19 protein-coding genes are annotated in these 18,177 nt (G+C 68.5%); 7 read left to right on the top strand and 12 right to left on the bottom strand.

What is annotated here, in order from left to right; all coding sequences use genetic code 11:
* Positions 1–5: 5 nt before the first annotated feature.
* Together BMX29_RS02405 and BMX29_RS02400 are read right to left on the bottom strand one after the other, a co-directional pair.
* Positions 6–398 (bottom strand): RidA family protein, encoded by a 393-nt coding sequence (locus BMX29_RS02405; RefSeq protein WP_370315792.1) that lies wholly within the window; start codon positions 396–398, stop codon positions 6–8.
* Positions 399–403: 5 nt separating this feature from the next.
* Positions 404–826, bottom strand: coding sequence for an acyl-CoA thioesterase (locus BMX29_RS02400; RefSeq protein ID WP_092810071.1), 423 nt, complete (start codon positions 824–826; stop codon positions 404–406).
* 203 nt (positions 827–1,029) lie between these two features.
* Between BMX29_RS02400 and BMX29_RS02395 the strand changes: the two genes are divergently transcribed.
* Complete coding sequence (locus tag BMX29_RS02395) at positions 1,030–3,318, top strand: bifunctional salicylyl-CoA 5-hydroxylase/oxidoreductase (RefSeq protein WP_092810069.1); 2,289 nt, start codon at positions 1,030–1,032, stop codon at positions 3,316–3,318.
* A complete protein-coding gene (locus BMX29_RS02390) occupies positions 3,315–4,064 on the top strand; it encodes an SDR family NAD(P)-dependent oxidoreductase (protein ID WP_092810067.1) in 750 nt (249 codons plus the stop codon). Before BMX29_RS02395 ends, BMX29_RS02390 begins: the two co-directional genes overlap by 4 nt.
* Positions 4,065–4,209: 145 nt before the next feature.
* On the opposite strand, the gene BMX29_RS02385 is transcribed toward BMX29_RS02390, so the two are convergent.
* The 9 genes from BMX29_RS02385 to BMX29_RS02345 form a co-directional block, all read right to left on the bottom strand.
* Entirely contained in the window at positions 4,210–4,830 is a 621-nt protein-coding gene (locus BMX29_RS02385) for a class I SAM-dependent DNA methyltransferase (protein WP_092810065.1), read from the bottom strand.
* A 25-nt stretch (positions 4,831–4,855) separates the two neighbouring features.
* Positions 4,856–6,094, bottom strand: a complete 1,239-nt coding sequence (locus tag BMX29_RS02380; RefSeq protein WP_092810063.1) for a flavin-dependent oxidoreductase — start codon at positions 6,092–6,094, stop codon at positions 4,856–4,858.
* Positions 6,095–6,098: 4 nt separating this feature from the next.
* Positions 6,099–6,548: a cupin domain-containing protein gene (locus BMX29_RS02375; protein ID WP_043845423.1), complete on the bottom strand. Its 450-nt coding sequence runs from the start codon at positions 6,546–6,548 to the stop codon at positions 6,099–6,101.
* A 19-nt stretch (positions 6,549–6,567) separates the two neighbouring features.
* Positions 6,568–7,254: an ABC transporter ATP-binding protein gene (locus BMX29_RS02370; RefSeq protein ID WP_092810061.1), complete on the bottom strand. Its 687-nt coding sequence runs from the start codon at positions 7,252–7,254 to the stop codon at positions 6,568–6,570.
* 49 nt (positions 7,255–7,303) lie between these two features.
* Positions 7,304–8,059 (bottom strand): ABC transporter ATP-binding protein, encoded by a 756-nt coding sequence (locus BMX29_RS02365; RefSeq protein WP_092810059.1) that lies wholly within the window; start codon positions 8,057–8,059, stop codon positions 7,304–7,306.
* Entirely contained in the window at positions 8,056–9,042 is a 987-nt protein-coding gene (locus BMX29_RS02360) for a branched-chain amino acid ABC transporter permease (RefSeq protein ID WP_092810057.1), read from the bottom strand. Before BMX29_RS02360 ends, BMX29_RS02365 begins: the two co-directional genes overlap by 4 nt.
* Entirely contained in the window at positions 9,042–9,959 is a 918-nt protein-coding gene (locus tag BMX29_RS02355; RefSeq protein WP_043845430.1) for a branched-chain amino acid ABC transporter permease, read from the bottom strand. The genes BMX29_RS02360 and BMX29_RS02355 overlap by 1 nt, the downstream gene beginning before the upstream one ends.
* A gap of 29 nt (positions 9,960–9,988) precedes the next feature.
* Positions 9,989–11,188: an ABC transporter substrate-binding protein gene (locus tag BMX29_RS02350; RefSeq protein ID WP_092810055.1), complete on the bottom strand. Its 1,200-nt coding sequence runs from the start codon at positions 11,186–11,188 to the stop codon at positions 9,989–9,991.
* 117 nt (positions 11,189–11,305) lie between these two features.
* Entirely contained in the window at positions 11,306–12,136 is an 831-nt protein-coding gene (locus tag BMX29_RS02345; RefSeq protein WP_092810053.1) for an alpha/beta hydrolase, read from the bottom strand.
* A 258-nt stretch (positions 12,137–12,394) separates the two neighbouring features.
* On the opposite strand from BMX29_RS02345, the gene BMX29_RS02340 reads away from it, so the two are divergent.
* From BMX29_RS02340 to BMX29_RS02325, 4 genes are all read left to right on the top strand, one after another.
* Positions 12,395–12,796 carry a MarR family winged helix-turn-helix transcriptional regulator gene (locus tag BMX29_RS02340; RefSeq protein WP_092810178.1) on the top strand — a complete coding sequence of 134 codons (402 nt, stop codon included), beginning with the start codon at positions 12,395–12,397 and terminating at the stop codon, positions 12,794–12,796.
* On the top strand, positions 12,793–13,593 hold the full coding sequence (locus BMX29_RS02335) for an enoyl-CoA hydratase family protein (RefSeq protein ID WP_092810051.1): 801 nt from the start codon (positions 12,793–12,795) through the stop codon (positions 13,591–13,593). Before BMX29_RS02340 ends, BMX29_RS02335 begins: the two co-directional genes overlap by 4 nt.
* Complete coding sequence (locus BMX29_RS02330) at positions 13,593–14,756, top strand: acyl-CoA dehydrogenase family protein (RefSeq protein ID WP_092810049.1); 1,164 nt, start codon at positions 13,593–13,595, stop codon at positions 14,754–14,756. The genes BMX29_RS02335 and BMX29_RS02330 overlap by 1 nt, the downstream gene beginning before the upstream one ends.
* An 84-nt stretch (positions 14,757–14,840) precedes the next feature.
* A complete protein-coding gene (locus BMX29_RS02325) occupies positions 14,841–16,481 on the top strand; it encodes an AMP-binding protein (protein ID WP_092810047.1) in 1,641 nt (546 codons plus the stop codon).
* A gap of 18 nt (positions 16,482–16,499) precedes the next feature.
* On the opposite strand, the gene BMX29_RS02320 is transcribed toward BMX29_RS02325, so the two are convergent.
* Complete coding sequence (locus BMX29_RS02320; protein WP_244889122.1) at positions 16,500–17,201, bottom strand: dimethylsulfonioproprionate lyase family protein; 702 nt, start codon at positions 17,199–17,201, stop codon at positions 16,500–16,502.
* A gap of 153 nt (positions 17,202–17,354) precedes the next feature.
* Between BMX29_RS02320 and BMX29_RS02315 the strand changes: the two genes are divergently transcribed.
* On the top strand, positions 17,355–18,164 hold the full coding sequence (locus tag BMX29_RS02315; RefSeq protein ID WP_092810044.1) for a DUF6635 family protein: 810 nt from the start codon (positions 17,355–17,357) through the stop codon (positions 18,162–18,164).
* The last annotated feature ends 13 nt before the right edge of the window (positions 18,165–18,177 follow it).

Here is an 18,177-nt window from a genome sequence, read left to right as displayed (position 1 = left end):
CCGGCTCAGCCCGCGTCGAGGACGGCGGTGGCCTCAATCTCGAGCTGGGCCTCGTCCTCGATGAGATCCGCGACCACGACCATGGTCATCGCCGGGAAGTGGTAGCCCATGATCTCGCGGTAGGCGGCGCCGATCTCCTTCTGGCGCGCGAGGTATTCGCGCTTGTCGGTGACGTACCAGGTCAGCCGCGTGATGTCGGTGACCTCGCCCCCGGCGGCGCGCACGACTTCGGCGATATTGGTCAGCGCCTGTTTCATCTGGCCGATGAAATCGTGGGTCTCGAACACCTGGTCCGCGGTCCAGCCGATCTGGCCGCCGACGAAGAGGACCCGGCCCTCGGCCACGGTGCCGTTGGCGTAGCCCTTGGCGGGTTTCCATCCTTCGGGATGAATGGTCATCGTGGTCACGGGGTCTGTCCTCCTTGGTGTCTTTCCAGCGCGGCGCGCCGGTCGTCGGGCCAGCGCAGGGCCGTCATGCGGTCGAGGTCCACCAGCACCAGCGTCGGGCGCGCGGTCAGCCGTGCCTCGTCATCGCAGGATGCGCGCACGGTCATCGCAAGGCTCGCACCGCCGACCCTGTCGACCTGCAGCGTCCAGTCCAGCACGTCGCCGAGGCGCGAGGCGGCGTGGAAATCCGTTTCGATCCGGCCGAGCGGCACGCCCACGCGCTGATGCACGTGCATCTCCGAGAAGCTCCAGCCGATAGCCTCGGCGAAGAACGTCTCGATCGTCGCGTTCAGCATCTCGAAGTAGCGGGGGTAGAACACGATTCCCGCCGGGTCACAGTGCTGGAACAGCACCGGGATGCGATGGGTGAACGCGCTCATGCGCGGCCCCGGCCGGCGATCGCCAGAACTGCCGTCATCGTCCCCTCCGTCATCGATCGGTCCTGACCCCGGGCACCCGGGACTGAGTACTTGTTCATATCCTCGGAGGCACCGGCAAAAACTTCAAGCCTAAAGTTTTATGCTTGAAATGAATCGGGGCCTCTGTGACATTCGACAACAACGTTGCAGGGAAGGAGTGCGCGATGAAGACCGTCTGTCTCGGGGGCGGCCCGGCCGGCCTCTACTTCGCCATCAGCCTCAAGCTGCGCCGCCCGGACTGGGAGGTCGTGGTCATCGAGCGCAACCGCGCCGACGACACCTTCGGCTGGGGCGTGGTGCTGTCGGACGAGACGCTCGACAATCTGGAGGCCAACGACGCCGCGAGCGCCCGTCTGATCCGCGATCACTTCGCCTACTGGGACGACATCAAGGTCGTGAAGGACGACGCCGAGATCACCTCGACCGGCCACGGCTTCTGCGGGCTCGGCCGCAAGACGATGCTTCTGCTTCTCCAGGAGCGGGCACTGGAACTGGGCGTGGAGCTGCACTTCGAGACCGAGGTGGACGACATCGAGGCGCTGCGCCGCGACTGCGACCTGCTGGTCGCCGCCGACGGCATCAACTCGAAGACCCGCACGCGCTACGAGGACGCCTTCAAGCCCGAGATCGACACCCGCGCGTGCAAGTTCGTCTGGCTCGGCACCCACGCCAAGTTCGACGACGCCTTCACCTTCATCTTCAAACAGACCGAAGCAGGCTGGATCTGGGCGCACGCCTACCAGTTCGATGCCGACACCGCGACGTTCATTGTCGAATGCGCCGAGGACACCTGGCGCGGGCTCGGCTTCGACACCATGGGCCAGGAGGATATGATCGCCCGCTGCGAGGAGATCTTCGCGGATCATCTCGACGGCAACGCGCTCATTTCGAACATGAAGCACCTGCGCGGATCGGCGTGGCTCAACTTCAACCGGGTGCTCTGCGAGAAATGGCACCACGAGAACGTCGTGCTGCTGGGCGACGCGTCGGCCACGGCGCATTTTTCCATCGGCTCGGGCACCAAGCTGGCGCTGGAATCCGCGATCGCGCTGGCGGATCTGGTGACGAAGGAGTCTTCGCTCGAGAAGGCCTTCGAGAAATACCAGGACGAGCGCCGCCTCGACGTGCTGCGGCTGCAATCGGCGGCGCGCAACTCGACCGAATGGTTCGAGGACGTCGAGCGCTACCTCCATCTCGACCCGGTGCAGTTCAACTACTCGCTGCTCACCCGTTCGCAGCGGATCAGCCACGAGAACCTGCGCCTGCGGGACGCCAGATGGCTGCAATCGGCCGAGGAATGGTTCCAGGCGCAGGCCGGGGCCAACGGCGTGCACCGCGCGCCGATGTTCGCGCCGTTTCAGCTGCGCGACATGCGCCTGAAGAACCGCGTCGTGGTCTCGCCCATGGCGCAGTACAAGGCCGTGGATGGCAAGCCGACAGATTGGCACTTCGTCCATTACGCCGAACGCGCCAAGGGCGGCGCCGGCCTCGTCTACATCGAGATGACCTGCGTCTCGCCCGAGGGCCGGATCACGCCGGGTTGCCCGGGCCTTTACGCGCCGGAGCACGAGGCCGAATGGACGCGGCTGTGCGATTTCGTGCACGCCGAGACCGACGCGAAGCTTTGCATGCAGATCGGCCATTCCGGCCGCAAGGGCTCGACCCAGCTGGGCTGGGAGACGATGGACGCGCCTTTGAAAGACGGCAACTGGCAGACGCTGTCGGCCTCCCCGATCCCGTGGGACGACGGCCACGAGCCGCCGAAGGAGATGGACCGCGCCGACATGGACGCGGTGAAGGACCAGTTCGTGAAGGCCGCCGAGATGGCGGCGCGCGCCGGTTTCGACATGATCGAGCTGCACGCGGCTCACGGCTACCTGCTGTCGTCGTTCATCTCGCCGATCTCGAACGTGCGCGAGGACGTGTACGGCGGCAGCCTGGAGAACCGGATGCGGTATCCGCTCGAGGTGTTCCGCGCCATGCGCGCGGCCTGGCCCGAGGAGAAGCCGATGTCGGTGCGGATCTCGGCGACCGACTGGGTCGGGGACCGCGGCGTCGAGGGCGAGGAAGCCGTCGAGATCGCGCAGATGTTCCGCGAGGCGGGCGTCGACATCGTCGACGTCTCGGCCGGTCAGACCAGCGTCGAGGCCAAGCCGGTCTACGGCCGCATGTTCCAGACCCCCTTCTCGGACCGCATCCGCAACGAGCGCGGCATCCCGACGATGGCGGTGGGCAACATCTACGAGCCCGACCACGTGAACTCGATCCTGATGGCGGGCCGCGCCGACCTCGTCTGCCTCGCGCGTCCGCACCTGGCCGATCCCTACTGGACGCTGCATGCGGCCGCCGCGCTTCAGGACGAGGACAGCGCGTGGCCCCTGCCCTACCTGCCCGGTCGTGACCAGATGCGCCGGCTCGCCGAGCGCGGCGAAGGCGTGGGACTTCGGGCATGACGGACCTGAGTGGAAAGACCGCCCTCGTCACCGGCGGCGGCGCCGGGCTTGGCGCGAACCTCGCGCTCGGGCTGGCCGAAGCGGGCGCGACCGTCTGGGTCGCCGGCCGCCGCGCCGAGCCTCTGGACGCGCTCGCCAAGACACACGAACGCATCCACGCGGTCGAGGCCGACGTCACCGACGAGACCGCGGTGCAGGCGATGTTCGACTTCACCGGCGCCTGCGACATCGTCATCGCCAATGCCGGCGCCTCGGCCAGTGCGCCCTTCACCAAAACCGACCTCGCCACCTGGCGCCAGTTGGTGGACGTCAACATGACCGGCGCGTTCCTGACGCTGCGCGAAGGCGCGCTGCGCCTGAAGGGCGCCGAGTGGGGCCGGCTGATCGCCGTGGCCTCGACCGCGGGCCTCAAGGGCTACGGCTACGTCTCGGCCTATGCTGCCGCCAAGCACGGCGTCGTGGGGATGGTGAAGTCCGCCGCGCTCGAGATGGCGCGCACGGGCATCACGGTGAACGCGCTCTGCCCCGGCTTCCTCGACACCGAGATGACCGACCGCTCCGTCACCAACATCGCGGAAAAGACCGGCATGACGCCCGAGGAGGCCCGCGCGAGCCTCGAGAAGATGTCCCCCCAGCGCCGCCTGATCCGTCCCGAAGAGGTCACCGCCGCGGCCCTCTGGCTTTGCGGACCGGGCTCGGAGGGGATCACGGGACAGGCCGTGGCCATCGCCGGCGGGGAGGTCTGAGGGGACCTCTGTTTGAGACGGTCGGACCGGGGCTCTGCCCCGGACCCCGGAGTATTTCTCGACGAGAAGAAAGGGGGGGGCGGCGGCCCGGTGGGACGTTTGGGCCCACGCTCTGCCCCGACCCCGGCACCAGTCGTGCCTGGCATCAGGCGGCCGGACGACGTCGGGCGAGCCAGACGGTGGCCCCGCCGCTCTCCGGATCCTCGGGCACGTGGCGGAGGACGTCGAAGCCCGCCGCGGCGAGAACGGCCCGGTACTCGTCGGGGTCGAGGCTCGCGTGATAGAGCGGCTCTCCGTTCATGGTGCCGATCGCCTCGCCCGCCTCGGGGCCGGAGGTGAAGAGGAGCGGCGCGCCGGGCTTCGCAAGCGGCGCGAAGCCGGCGATCGCCGCGCGCTGGTCATCGGGGGACAGGTGGAACAGGCTGTGCCAGGCGAGGAGGCCGTCGTAGGGTCCGAGGGGCGGGAGCGCGCGCATGTCGGCCACGTGCCAGTCGTGCGCGGGCAGCGCCGCGCGGGCGGCGGCGATCATCGCGGACGCGGCATCGATCCCGGTGATGCGGCAGCCGCCGTCCGCAAGACAGGCGTCGAGCGGGCGGCCAGTGCCGCACCCGAGGTCCAGCACCGACGGCACCGGTCCCGGCATGGCGGCGCGGAACGCGTCGAGCCACGGGCGCTCGAACAGGGTCTGGGCCCGGCGTGCGTCCCAGCCGGACGCCACCGCCTCGTAGATCGCGGTCACGCGGGCGGCGGCGGGGTGGTCCGTCATGGGGCGCGACCGGTGCGGCGCGCCCTCAGGACGCGCGCCGCACCTTGGAGAAGCCCGCCATCGCCGCGTAGCCGCCGACGATGGCCTTGCGCTCCTCAAAGCTCAGCACTGCGTCGAGATCGGTGAAGCCGGCAGGCGCGCGCTTTTCCACCTCGTCGATCACCCGCTCCGGCCCGCCAAGGCGATTGGTGCGAACGACCTCGGCGGTCTTGGGCAGACGCTCCTTCTCGTAGGCCCAGAGGGCCGCGCGGGGATGCTCGGCCCGGGCCAGCGCGTCGGCGAGGCAGCGCGCGTCGAGGATCGCCTGGCTCGCGCCGTTCGAGCCGACCGGGTACATCGGGTGCGCCGCATCGCCCAAAAGCGTGACGTGTCCGAACGTCCAGCGCGGCAGCGGATCGCGGTCGGCCATCGGGTATTCGAAGATCGCCGGAGTGGCCTTCACCAGCCCACCGATGTCCATGCCCGGCACCGAGAAGCGCAGCGCGTGGGGCAGCACCTGCGCCAGCGGCGCCTGCCGCGACCAGTTGTCCGGCGGCGGGGTCGAGACCGACGGGTCCTTGATCCGCACGTTCACCACCCAGTTCATCAGCTGGGTTTCGCCGGTGGCGGGCGCAATCGGGTAGAGCACGATCTTGCCGCCGAGACCGCCGCCGATCGCCATGCTCTCGCCGTCGCCCCAGACCGGCCACTCGGCCGCCCCGCGCCACATCACCACGCCCTGCCACGAGGGCGCGCCCTCGTTCGGGTAGAACACGCGCCGGCCGGCCGAATGGATGCCATCGGCGCAGATCAGCGCCTCGGCGCGCACCGTGGCGCCGGCGCCGCCTTCGACGGAGTCGGTGAAGTGCGCGGTGACACCGCCATCGTCCTGCACGAAACCGGCGAGACGGCGCCCCGTCCGGATCGCGTCCGGGCCGAGGCGCTCGATCACCGCGTCGTGGATGACCTTCTGCAACCGGCCTCGATGGATGGAGAATTGCGGCACCTCGTGGCCCGCGTGCATGCCGCGCAGCTCGGACCAGACCTCCTGACCCTGCTTGGTGAGATAGGACAATTGGCGCGTCCGCACGCCCACCGCGTCCAGCGCGGGCAACAGGCCCAGCCCGGCGAGCTCGCCGATGGCGTGGGGCAGGACGTTGATCCCCACCCCCACCTCGCGGACCTCGCGCGCGGCCTCGTAGATCGTGCAGGGAATCCCGCGGGCGTGCAGCATGAGTGCCGTCGTCAGCCCGCCGATGCCCGCGCCTGCGATGAGAACGGTCATGGGATCACTCCTCCGGCGGCAGGAAATCGACTTCGTGCTGGGCCGAGACCGCGACCACGTCGGCGGGGTTGGCGTCGGGGCCGAGATTGTGCAGCGCCCAGAACAGTTCGAACAGCTTGCGGGTGGGGGAGACCCAGAACAGGCACTTGATGGACTGCTCGGTCTTGTTGAAAATCCCGTGCGGCAGGCCCATCGGCATGCGGATCAGGTCGCCGGGCTCGGCCTGGTGCCAGGTGCCGTCGAAGACCACGTCGAAGCGGCCCTCGAGGACGTAGATGAACTCGTCCTGCGTCGGGTGGATATGGGGCGGCACGAAGGTGCCCACCGGCAGCGTGGCATGCCACGCCATCGAGTTCTCGGACTTCTGCTTGGGCACGTAGGTCTGGCCCAGGATGTTCCAGCTGATCTCGTCGATGCCGGTGTTGGACTTGGTGACGCCGGGAAGCATGGTCATGGGTTCGTCTCCTGAAAGCTCAGACGTGGAGGAAGCGGTCCTTCACCTCGGGGGTGGCAAGGATCTCGGGGGTGGTGCCGGTCCAGACCACGCGGCCCTTCTCGATCACCACATGTCGGTCGGCAAAGCGGGTGAGCGCGTCGACGTTCTTGTCGATGACGAGAATCGCCTCGCCCTCGGCCTTGAGCCGCGCGAGGCAGGCCCAGATGTCGGCGCGGATGAGCGGCGCAAGCCCCTCGGTCGCCTCGTCGAGCACCACGAGGCGCGGGTTCGTCATCAGCGCGCGGCCGATCGCCAGCATCTGCTGCTCTCCGCCCGAGAGCTGGTTGCCCATGTTGCGGCGCCGCTCCTGCAGGCGGGGGAAGAGCTCGTAGATGCGCGCGAGGTCCCATTTGCCGGGGCGCGCGGTGGCGCGCAGGTTCTCCTCGACGCTGAGGGTCGGGAAGATCTGGCGGCCCTCGGGCACGAGGCCGAGGCCGGCGAGCGCCACCTTGTGGGGATCGGCGCCGGTGAGGTCGGTGCCGTCGACGCTGACCCGGCCGCTGCGCGGCTTGAGCATCCCGAAGATCGCGTTAACCGTGGTGGTCTTGCCCATGCCGTTGCGGCCGAGCAAAGTGACCACTTCGCCGTCGCGGACCTCGAGGTCGATACCGAAGAGGATGCGGCTGTCGCCGTAGGCGGCTTCGAGGGCTTCGACCTTCAGCATGGTGCGCCCCTTCCGGCTCGGCGCGGGGCGGGTGCTGCGGACTGGCGGGTCATGCGGCGTTCTCCTCTTCCTCGCCCAGGTAGGCGGTGCGGACGGCCGGATCCGAGCGGACCTCGTCGGGGGTGCCGGTGGCGATGATGCGGCCGTAAACCAGAACCGACACGCGGTCGGCGAGGCGGAAGACCGCGTCCATGTCGTGCTCGATCAGCATCATGGTGAAGCGGCCCTTCATGGCCCGCAGCGCCGCGACGAAGGCGTCCGCGTCCTCGCCCCCCACGCCGGCAAGCGGTTCGTCCAGGAGAAGGATGCGCGGCTCGGTGGCCAGGGCGCAGGCCAGTTCGAGCCGGCGGTGCTCGCCATGGCTGAGGGCGCTGGCGCGCGCCTCGGCGCGGTGGTCGAGACCGGCCTCCTTCAGCGCGGCCATGGCGGCATCGTTCAGCGCGGCCTCGGAGGCGACGCGCGCCCAGAAGCGGAAGGACGAGCCGTGCCGCGCCTGCACCGCCAGTGCCACGTTTTCGAGCACGGTGAAGCCGGGCAGCGTCTGGGTGATCTGGAAGCTCCGGGCGAGGCCGAGGTGCACCCGTTCGGGCATGGTCGTTCCGGTGATGTCGCGGCCGTCCATGGCGATCCGGCCCGCGTCCGAGCGCAGTTGCCCCGAGAGTTGCGAGATCAGCGTCGTCTTGCCTGCGCCGTTCGGGCCGATGATGGCGTGCAACTCTCCCGACGGCACGGTGAGCGACACGTCGTCGGTCACTTTGAGCGCGCCGAAGCTTTTCGACAGGTGGGAAATCTCGAGCGTGCTCATGACCGTCCCTTTCCGATCTTCTCGACGAGGCCGGTGATCCCGCGCGGGCTGAAGAGGACCATCAGCACGAGGAAGAGACCGAACCAGAGCCGCCAGTGCTCGGTCATCATGCCCAGCACTTCCTCGAGCAGCAGCGCGGCGACCGCGCCTCCGATGGCGCCCGCGAGCGTGCCGATTCCGCCGAGGACCACCATGACGATCAGTTCGCCCGAGCGGTGCCAGGACATGAAGGCGGGCGAGACGAACTCGGCCTGGTTGGCCAGCAGCACACCCGCAAGCGAGGTCATGCAGCCCGAGATCACGAAGGCGGTGAGCTGGTAGCGGAACGGCGCGTAGCCGATCGCCTCCATCCGGGTGGGGTTCTCGCGGATGCCTGTCAGCACCCGGCCGAAGCGCGAGCCCACGATGCGGTGGCAGATCGCGAAGAGCCCGATCAGCACCGCCAGCGTGGCGTAGAACAGCACGAAGTCGTTCTCGAGGACCTGCGTTCCGAAAAGCGTCGAGCGTTGCGAGAGGCCATAGCCGTCATCGCCGCCATAGGCCGAGAGCGAGATGAAGAAAAAGAACGCCATCTGCCCGAAGGCGAGCGTGATCATGATGAAGTAGACGCCCCGGGTGCGCAGCGAGATCGCGCCGGTGACCAGCGCGAAGACCGCCGAGATCACGACGGCGCCGAGCATCTGGAGCACGATGTCGTTGATCCCGTAGCTGGACAGGATGGCCACCGCGTAGGTGCCGAAGCCGAGATAGGCGGCGTGACCGAAGGACACCATGGCGCCGTAACCGAGGATCAGGTCGAGGGCGAGCGCTGCGATGGCGTAGGCCAGGATGCGCGTTCCGATCAGCACGAGAAACGGGTCATCCGCGAGCATCACCACGGGCGGGAACAGCGCGAAGAGAACGAACAGGATCGCGGCGGCCTTCACCCTCCCCGCGAGGGCGGGCGCGCGGCCGGCGGGGGCGGAGGCGGTCATGTCGGTCATCAGCCGCGCCCTCCGAACAGGCCCGCCGGCTTGGCGCAGAGGATCGCCGCCATCAGGATGTAGACGAGCATCGGCGCGAGCATCCGGCCCGCCTGACCCGCTGCCGACGGATCGAGGACCGAGCGCAGCAGGATCGGCCCGAAGACGCCGCCAAGCGTGTCGACGATGGCCACGAGCAGCGCGCCGAGAAAGGCACCCTTGATCGAGCCGATGCCGCCGATCACCACCACCACGAAGGTCAGGATCAGGACGCTCTCGCCCATGCCGGTGTCCACCGACAGGATCGGCGCCACCAGCGCGCCGGCGAGGCAGGCCAGCACCGCTCCGAGGGTAAAGACGATGGCGAAGAGCTTGCCGATGTCCACACCCAGCGCCGAGACCATCGCCCGGTTCGTGGCGCCCGCGCGCAGCAGCATCCCGATGCGGGTGTGGTTGATGACGAGGTAGAGCGCCCCGGCCACCGCGAGACCCGCGACGATGATCGCGATGCGGTAGACAGGATATTGCAGCGGCCCCATCAGCGGGACTGAGCCGGACAGGATCTCGGGCGTCGGCACCGACAGCGGCGAGACGCCCCAGACGATCTTGACCGTCTCGTTGGCGATCATCACCAGCCCGAAGGTCGCCAGCACCTGGTCCAGATGAGAGCGGGTGTAGAGCCGTCGGATCACCACGAGTTCGAGAATGAGCCCGACGGCGACGGCCGCCGGCAGCATCAGCAGGAGCCCCCACCAGAAGCTGCCGGTCAGGCTTGCGAAGGTTGCGACGAAATACGCCCCCACCATGTAGAGCACGCCGTGGGCGAGATTGACCACGTCCATGATCCCGAAGACCAGCGTCAGTCCGGCGGCGATCAGGAACAGCAGGACGCCGAGCTGAACGCCGTTCAGAAGCTGGAGTACGAATAGGTTTGTCATGGCCGTGGCCTTTCCCGGTCAGACGATGATCAGGACGCGCCCATCTCGCACTGGTCGGCGTAGGTATCGACGTAGTCGTCGAAGATGACCTCCCGCGCCGAGGTGGCAAAACGGCCGTCTTCGCGCTTCACGGCTTCGGTCAGGTAGAAGTCCTGGATCGGAAAGTTGTTGTTGCCGAACGAGAAATCGCCGCGCGGGCTGTCGAAGTCGGCCTCCTTGAGGGCCGCGCGCAGGGCGTCGCGATCAGTGAGGTCGCCGCCGACCTTGCGGACCGCCGAGTCGATCAGCTGCGCCGCGTCATAGGCCTGCATGGCATAGGTCGCGGGCACGGCGTCGTATTCCTCGATATAGGCTTCCACGAAGGCCGTGTTGGCCTCGTTCTCGAGATCCGGCGCCCAGTTCGCACCGCCCAGAAGGCCGACGGCCGCGTCCTGCGTGGCGGGCAGCGTGGTCTCGTCCACGGTGAAGGCCGACAGGAACGGCACCGAGGACAGGCCCGCCTGATCGTATTGCTTCACGAGGTTCACGCCCATGCCGCCGGGCATGAAGGTGAAGAGAGCGTCGGGCTGGAATGCCGCGACCTGCGCCAGCTCGGACGAGAAGTCGAGTTGCCCGAGCTCGGTGAACACCTCGCCGGCGACGCCGCCGGTATAGGAGTGCTTGAAGCCCGCGAGGCTGTCCTTGCCGGCCTGGTAGTTCGGCGCCATCAGGAACACGTTCTGGTAGCCCTGCTGTTCGGCGTAGGCGCCCATGACCTCGTGGTTCTGGTCGTTCTGGTAGGACGTCACGAAGAAGTTCGGGTGGCAGTCCGCGCCCGCGAAGTTCGACGTGCCGGCGTTGGTCGAGATGAGGATCGTGCCGGTCTCGACCACGGGCTGGTGAATCGCCACGAGGATGTTCGAGAAGATCGGACCGACGACGAAGTCGACCTCTTCGCGCTGCACCAGCTCGCGGGCGTCATCGGCGGCCTTGTCGGGGCGCTGCTCGTCGTCGATGACGACGATCTCGGTCTCCATGCCGCCGATCTCGCCGATCTGCTCGGCCGCCAGCATGAAGCCGTTGCGAGCCTGCTCGCCCAGCGCGGCGGCGGGGCCGGACAGGGTGTAGATCAGGCCGATCTTGAGAACGTCGTCCTCGGCGCCCGCGGGCACGTCGTCCTGCGCGGTCGCCGCGGTGGCAAGGCCCAGCGACAGCATGGTCGAGGCCATGAGCAGTGTCTTGGTGGTCATCTTCAGTCTCCCTGGTGTCGGTTCGTTGATCGGGCCGCGCCTCTTTGGTGGGCGTCGTGCCGGAATTTGGTCATCAGGGCCGCATCGGTTTTCCGCTGCAACCCCATTTTCTCGGTTTCAGGCGTCCTCCACCGGATCGAGCGCCGCGCGCATCAACGGAGAGGACGCGTCGCCCAGCCCGTCGATCACGTTGAAGTGGTGGCGGTCAGGTTCGGCCACCTCCAGGGTCACGGCGCCAAGGCCGTGCCAGATGTTGGCGAGAAGCGCGTTCTGGCGCAGGAACTCCTGCCGCTCGCCGCCACCGACCCAAGCGGTCAGACGCACTCCGGGGAGTGGCCGCTTGAGCGCGGGGGAATTCGCCTCGGCACTGTCGAGATCGAGCTTGAGCTGCGCGTTGCGCGACGTGTTCATCAACGGGCGCAGGTCGTGCAGCCCGGAAATCGACACCACGTGGCGCAGACGCGCCTGCGTGGAGGCGGACAGCGGCGAGTCGTGGCACATCATCGCCGACACGAGGTGCCCGCCTGCCGAGTGACCCGACAGAACGAGCGGCCCCGCGACCTCGCCTGCCATGTGATCGACGGCCGCGCCGATCTGGCGGGTGATCTCGGCGATGCTCACGTCCGGACACAGGTCGTAGGACGGCATCGCGCAGGCCCAGCCGCGCGCCAGCGGACCGGCAGCGAGGTGCGACCAGTAGGACTTGTCGAGGGCCATCCAGTAGCCGCCGTGCACGAAGACGAAGAGTCCGCGGGGGGTCCCTTCGGGCAGAAACAGGTCGTAGCGGTGCCGCGCGCCCTCACCGTAAGCGATGTCGAGACGGGCGTTGGCGGCCTCGCGGAACCGGGCGGCGGGCTCTACCCACGGGCCGGGATACTCGGTCCCGCCGGGGATGTTGCGCCCGTTCTCATAGGCGTCGTCCCAGTCCTCGATCCGGTGCACGATCACGCGAAACCTCCTGTATTTCGGGGCCGAACCACCCCTCGGGTGGCCGGCGACAAGAGGATGCTGCTACGGGCCGCAGAGTATTTCAAGCTCAAACCTTTTTTGCTTGAAATAAAAATTGGTGGTGCCTAGCCTCCGAGCATTCGCCGCTAACGGGAGAGGTCATCGGTGGCCAACCAGGGACCAGACGCGCCGCGTCAGGCAGAACACTCGGCCGAAACCGGCGCCGCGTCCAAGGCGCGTCTCCGGCTTTGGCTGAGGATGCTCAAGAGCACGCGACAGGTCGAGGCGGCGCTGCGCGACCGCCTCCGCACCGAGTTCGACACCACCCTGCCCCGCTTCGACGTGATGGCCGCGCTCGACCGCTTCGAGAACGGTCTGAAGATGAGCGCGTTGTCCGGCGTGCTGCGGGTCTCGAACGGGAACGTGACAGGCATCGTGGACCGGCTGGCCGAGGACGGTCTCGTCGTCCGGGTGCAGGTGCCCGGCGACCGCCGCGCGTCGCTCGTGCGGCTCACCCGCAAGGGACAGGAAGAGTTCGCCCGGCAGGCCGCGGCCCACGAGGCCTGGCTTTCGGAGCTGCTGTCGGACTTCACCACCGAGGAGGCGCTGACGCTGGCGGACCGCTTCGACGCGCTGGCGCACCGAGAGGAGGACGAATGACCGACACGCCCACACATTTCCGCTGCGAGATCGCGGACGGTATCGCGACGCTCCGGCTGGACCGGCCCGACCGCAAGAACCCGCTGACCTTCGACAGCTATGCCGAGCTGCGCGACTGGTTCCGCGCCCTGCCCTACCGCGACGATGTGAAGGCGGTCGTGTTCGGCTCGAACGGCGGCAACTTCTGCTCGGGCGGGGACGTCCATGACATCATCGGTCCGCTGACCAAGATGTCGATGAAAGATCTTCTGGCCTTCACCCGGATGACCGGGGATCTCGTGAAGGCGATGATCAACTGCCACACGCCGGTGATCGCGGCAGCCGACGGCGTCTGCGTGGGCGCGGGCGCGATCATCGCCATGGCCTCGGACCTGCGGGTCGCGACGCCGGAAACCAAGACCGCGTTCCTGTTTACCAAAGTCGGCCTCGCGGGATGCGACATGGGCGCCTGCGCCATGCTGCCCCGGATCATCGGACAGGGCCGCGCGTCGGAACTCCTCTATACCGGCCGTTCCATGAGCGCCGAAGAGGGCGAGACCTGGGGTTTCTGGAATCGCGTCGTCGCGCGCGACGATCTCGAGGCCACCGCGCAGGACATGGCAGCCCGCATCGCCGCCGGCCCGAACTTCGGGCACATGATGACGAAGACCATGTTGAACCAGGAATGGTCCATGTCGCTGGAGCAGGCGATCGAGGCCGAGGCGCAGGCGCAGGCGATCTGCATGCAGACCGAGGATTTCACCCGCGCCTACAACGCCTTCGTCGCGAAGGAAAAGCCGGTGTTCGAGGGGGATTGATGGCCGACCGTTCCTATCTCGACTGGCCGTTTCTAGATGAAAGCCACCGCGACCACGCCACGCGCCTGGCGGACTGGGCCGCCGTGCTCGGCCCCATCGACCACCACGACACCGACGCCACCTGCCGCGACCTCGTCGCGCGCCTCGGGGCGGACGGTTGGCTCGAACCCTCCGCCGTCGACCCCGCGAATCCGAAGCCGCTCGATGTCCGGACGTTGTGCCTCAGCCGCGAGACGCTGGCGCAGACCGACGGGCTGGCGGACTTCGCCTTCGCCATGCAGGGCCTCGGGACCGGGGCGATCTCGCTGTTCGGCTCACCCGAACAGCAGGCCGAGTGGCTGCCGCTGACCCGGTCGGGCAAGGCCATTTCCGCCTTCGCGCTGACCGAGCCGCAATCGGGCTCGGACGTGGCGAACTCGACCATGACCGCACACGACGACGGCGACGCCTGGGTTCTCGACGGCGAGAAGACCTGGATCTCGAACGGCGGGATCGCCGACGTTTACACGCTTTTCGCGCGCACCGGCGAAGGCCCCGGCGCAAAGGGCCTCTCGGCCTTCGTGGTGCCCGCGGACACCCCCGGCCTGAGCATCGCCGAACGCCTCGACACCATCGCGCCGCATCCGCTGGCGACGCTGCGCTTCGACGGCGCGCGGCTGCCCAGGTCGGCGCTGGTTGGCCAGCCGGGACAGGGCTTCAAGATCGCCATGTCCGTCCTGGACGTGTTCCGCACCACCGTCGCCGCGGCCGGCCTCGGCTTCGCGCGGCGCGCACTCGACGAGGCGCTGACCCGCGTCACCGCCCGCGAGGTGCAGGGCAAACCCCTCTCCGAGCTGCAGATGGTGCAGGCACACGTGGCCGACATGGCGCTGCGGGTCGATGCCGCCGCCCTGCTCGTCTACCGCGCGGCCTGGACCAAGGACATGGGCGCGCCCCGCGTCAGCCGCGAGGCAGCGATGGCCAAGCTCTTCGCCACCGACGAGGCGCAGAAGGTCATCGATGCCGCCGTTCAACTGCACGGCGGAGACGGCGTGAAGTCCGGAGAGACCGTGGAACGGCTCTACCGCGAGATCCGGGCTCTGCGGATCTACGAGGGCGCCTCGGACGTGCAGAAGGTAATCATCGCGCGCGCGACGCTCGATGCCGCGACGCGGGACGGCTGAGGCCGGCCTGCGCCCGAACGACAGAGGCGGGACAACCCGCCCGTCACATCGGCCTCCTCCGGGCCGGCAACAGGGAGTAGACTGATGAAAGACCAGTCTCTGGACCACGTTCTCGGGCCGACGGCCCATACCGATACCTTCACCCGCGACAACCTGCCCCCGCTGAGCCAGTGGCCCGACCTGCTGCTCGATGGCTTCGACTACCCCGAGCGCCTCAACGCGGGCGTCGAGCTGACCGACCGCATTGTCGAGATGGGCATGGGCGACCGCACCGCGCTGATCGGCAACGGGCGCCGGCGCACCTACAAGGAGCTGTCGGACTGGACCAACCGGCTGGCCCACGCGATGGTCGAGGACCTTGGCATCAAGCCGGGCAACCGCGTGCTGATCCGATCGGCCAACAACCCCGCGATGGTGGCGTGCTGGCTGGCGGCGATGAAGGCGGGCGCGGTGGTCGTGAACACCATGCCGCTTCTGCGCGCGGGAGAGCTGTCGAAAACCGTCGACAAGGCCGAAATCGAGTTCGCGCTCTGCGACACGCGGCTGATGGACGAGATGGTCAAGTGCGCCAAGACCTCGGAATACCTGAAGAAAGTGGTGGGCTTCGACGGCACCTCGAACCACGACGCCGAGCTTGACCGCCTCGCGCTGGAAAAGCCGGTGCAGTTCGACGCCGTGGACACCGGACGCGACGACGTGGCGCTTCTGGGCTTCACCAGCGGCACGACCGGCGCTCCCAAGGCGACCATGCACTTCCACCGCGACATCCTCATCATCGCGGACGGCTACGCGAAGGAGGTGCTGAACGTGACGCCCGAGGACGTGTTCGTGGGATCGCCGCCGCTGGCCTTTACCTTCGGGCTCGGCGGACTCGCCGTGTTCCCGCTGCGCTTCGGCGCGGCCGCGACACTGCTAGAGAACGCCTCGCCGCCCAACATGATCGAGATCATCGAGAAGTATCGGGCGACCGTGTCCTTCACCGCGCCCACCGCCTACCGCGTGATGCTCCGCGCTATGGACGAGGGCGCGGACCTGTCGTCGCTCCGCGCCGCCGTCTCGGCGGGCGAGACGCTGCCGGCGCCCGTCTACGACGAGTGGATGGAGAAGACCGGCAAGCCGATGCTCGACGGCATCGGCGCGACCGAGATGCTGCACATCTTCATCACCAACCGCTTCGACGACCACCGGCCGGCCTGCACCGGAAAACCCGTCGGCGGCTACGAGGCCATGGTGATCGGCGAGGACGGGCTCGAACTGCCGCGCGGCGAGGTCGGGCGACTGGCGGTGCGCGGCCCTACGGGCTGCCGCTACCTCGCCGACGACCGGCAGCAGGGCTACGTCATGGACGGCTGGAACGTCACGGGCGACGCCTTCACGATGGACGAGGACGGCTACCTGCACTTTGCCGCGCGAAACGACGACATGATCATCTCGTCGGGCTACAACATCGCCGGCCCCGAGGTGGAGGCGGCGCTGCTGTCCCACGCCGCGGTGGCGGAATGCGCGGTGGTGGGCAAGCCCGACGCCGAACGCGGCTCGATCGTCGAGGCGTTCGTGGTGCTTGCCGACGGCCACGAGGGCGGCCCCGACACCGTCAAGGCGATCCAGGAGCACGTGAAGGCGACCATCGCGCCCTACAAGTATCCCCGCTCGGTTCAGTTCGTGGACGAGCTGCCCAAGACCGAGAGCGGCAAGATCCAGCGCTTCCGTCTGAAGGACGACTGATCCGGCCCGTGCGCCCCGTCAGCCGGGCTTCCGGCGCGGGGCGCTCAGCTTCATGCCCGGCGCGGTCAGTCGCTCGGAGCTGCCGGTCCAGGCATAGGCCAAAAGGCAGGGGTCGAGCTCTCCGGTGGTGATGCGGTGCTCGTCGCCCGAGCGGTTCAGGATCAGCGACCCCGGCGCGTAGACCGCCGCGTTGTTCTCGGACCACGCTCCCGCGACCGAGATATAGCTTTCCTCGATTTCGCGATGGCTGTGCTGCGGGTAGGTGGTGTTCGGCGCGAACAAGACGAAGCCCAGGATCAGCTTGTCGGACCGCACCGGGCCGCGCGGTCCCAGAACCTCGCAATAGGCATACTTGCGGGCGAGCGCGGGCGGCACTTTTTCGTAGCCGTATTCCCAGACCAGCCGGCCCCGCACCTGTCGCAGCGCGCGGGCCATGCCCTGCATCGCGCCGCGCTCGCCAAGGTCGAGCGCCCGGTTGAAATGCGCGGTCACGGGTTTCTCGGCCGGCGCACGCTCCACGAAGCCCGCGTTCTTCGCGATGCTCGCAGACAGCCGGTCGCGCACCTTCTTGCGATGGGCGCGGATCGCCTTGCTGCCCCCGGCCGAGCCGTGGCGGTAGAGCGCCTCGAACTCGCGCAACAGGTAGAGCCAGTCGGGGCGGTCCTGCAGCTGCGCGTCGATCTCGAACGCGATGGCGTCGTCGGTGGTCTCGGTCGTCACGGGGCGGCCCTCCGGCTTGGGCGGTTTGCGCCAGAGAACGCGGCGCACGGATCGGCGGCAAGCGGCAATTTCACGCGGAGGACGGGATCGTGACCCCTCCGGCGTTGCCGCGCCGCGGCGTGGGCTCCACTATGCTGGCGGGAGGGACGCCCGATGGACATCCACGCGGTCCGCGACGCGGAGATACGACGCTTCGTGCGCGAGACCTACGGGCTGCTCGGCACGCTGGGCCTGCATCGGCGCGCGGTGGGGCTCGACCTGTTGCGCGCACCCGCGAACGTGGCGCTGGCCCCGCCCTATCTCCTGCTGCGTCTGCTCGTGCTGATCCTGCGCCGGGTCGGCCTGCGAGGCCTGGCCGCACGGCTGGGCCGCGTACAGCTGTTCCTGCCGACCCGCGTGAGCGGCGAGGTCGCGGCGCGCGTCCACGCCCTGCTGGACCGCCTGGACGCCGCCGGTGCCGGCGTCGCAGCCCCGCCCGAAGTCCGGCACCGCGCCGTGCAGGACTACGTCGCGATCCGCGCGGCGGTGGCCGAGATCACCACCTCGCTGACCGTGTTGTTCGTCGGCTTCGTCGTGTTTCACGCCGCCACCCCGGGAATCGCGTCCTTGGCGCCCTCGGTCGCCGACCGGCTGGCCCAGATCGAAGCCGCGCGCGGTTTCTGGGCAGGGGAACGGCTCGGGCAGGCCTATTACGGTCTGTTCCCCGCCAGCGCGAGCGCCGGAGAGATCATGACCGTGGCCTTCGCGCTGGCATTGATCGCATCGGTGGTGACGACCTTCGCGGGGGTGCTGGCGGACCCGGTGCAAAAGGCCATGGGCGCCCACCGCAGGCGCCTGCATCGCCTGATCGCACGGCTCGATGCCAGCGGCGATGCCGAGAGCCTCGCGCCGGAGCACCTGCTGGCACGCACCGGAGACCTGACCGACGCGCTGTTCGCGATCATCCGGGCGCTGCGCGGATAGGGATGCCGATGGG

Source organism: Roseivivax marinus (assembly GCF_900109705.1).
Classification (GTDB): Bacteria; Pseudomonadota; Alphaproteobacteria; order Rhodobacterales; family Rhodobacteraceae; genus Roseivivax; species Roseivivax marinus.
The sequence above is the reverse complement of the archived record's forward strand: the minus strand, read 5'-3'. Positions and strand labels throughout refer to the sequence as shown.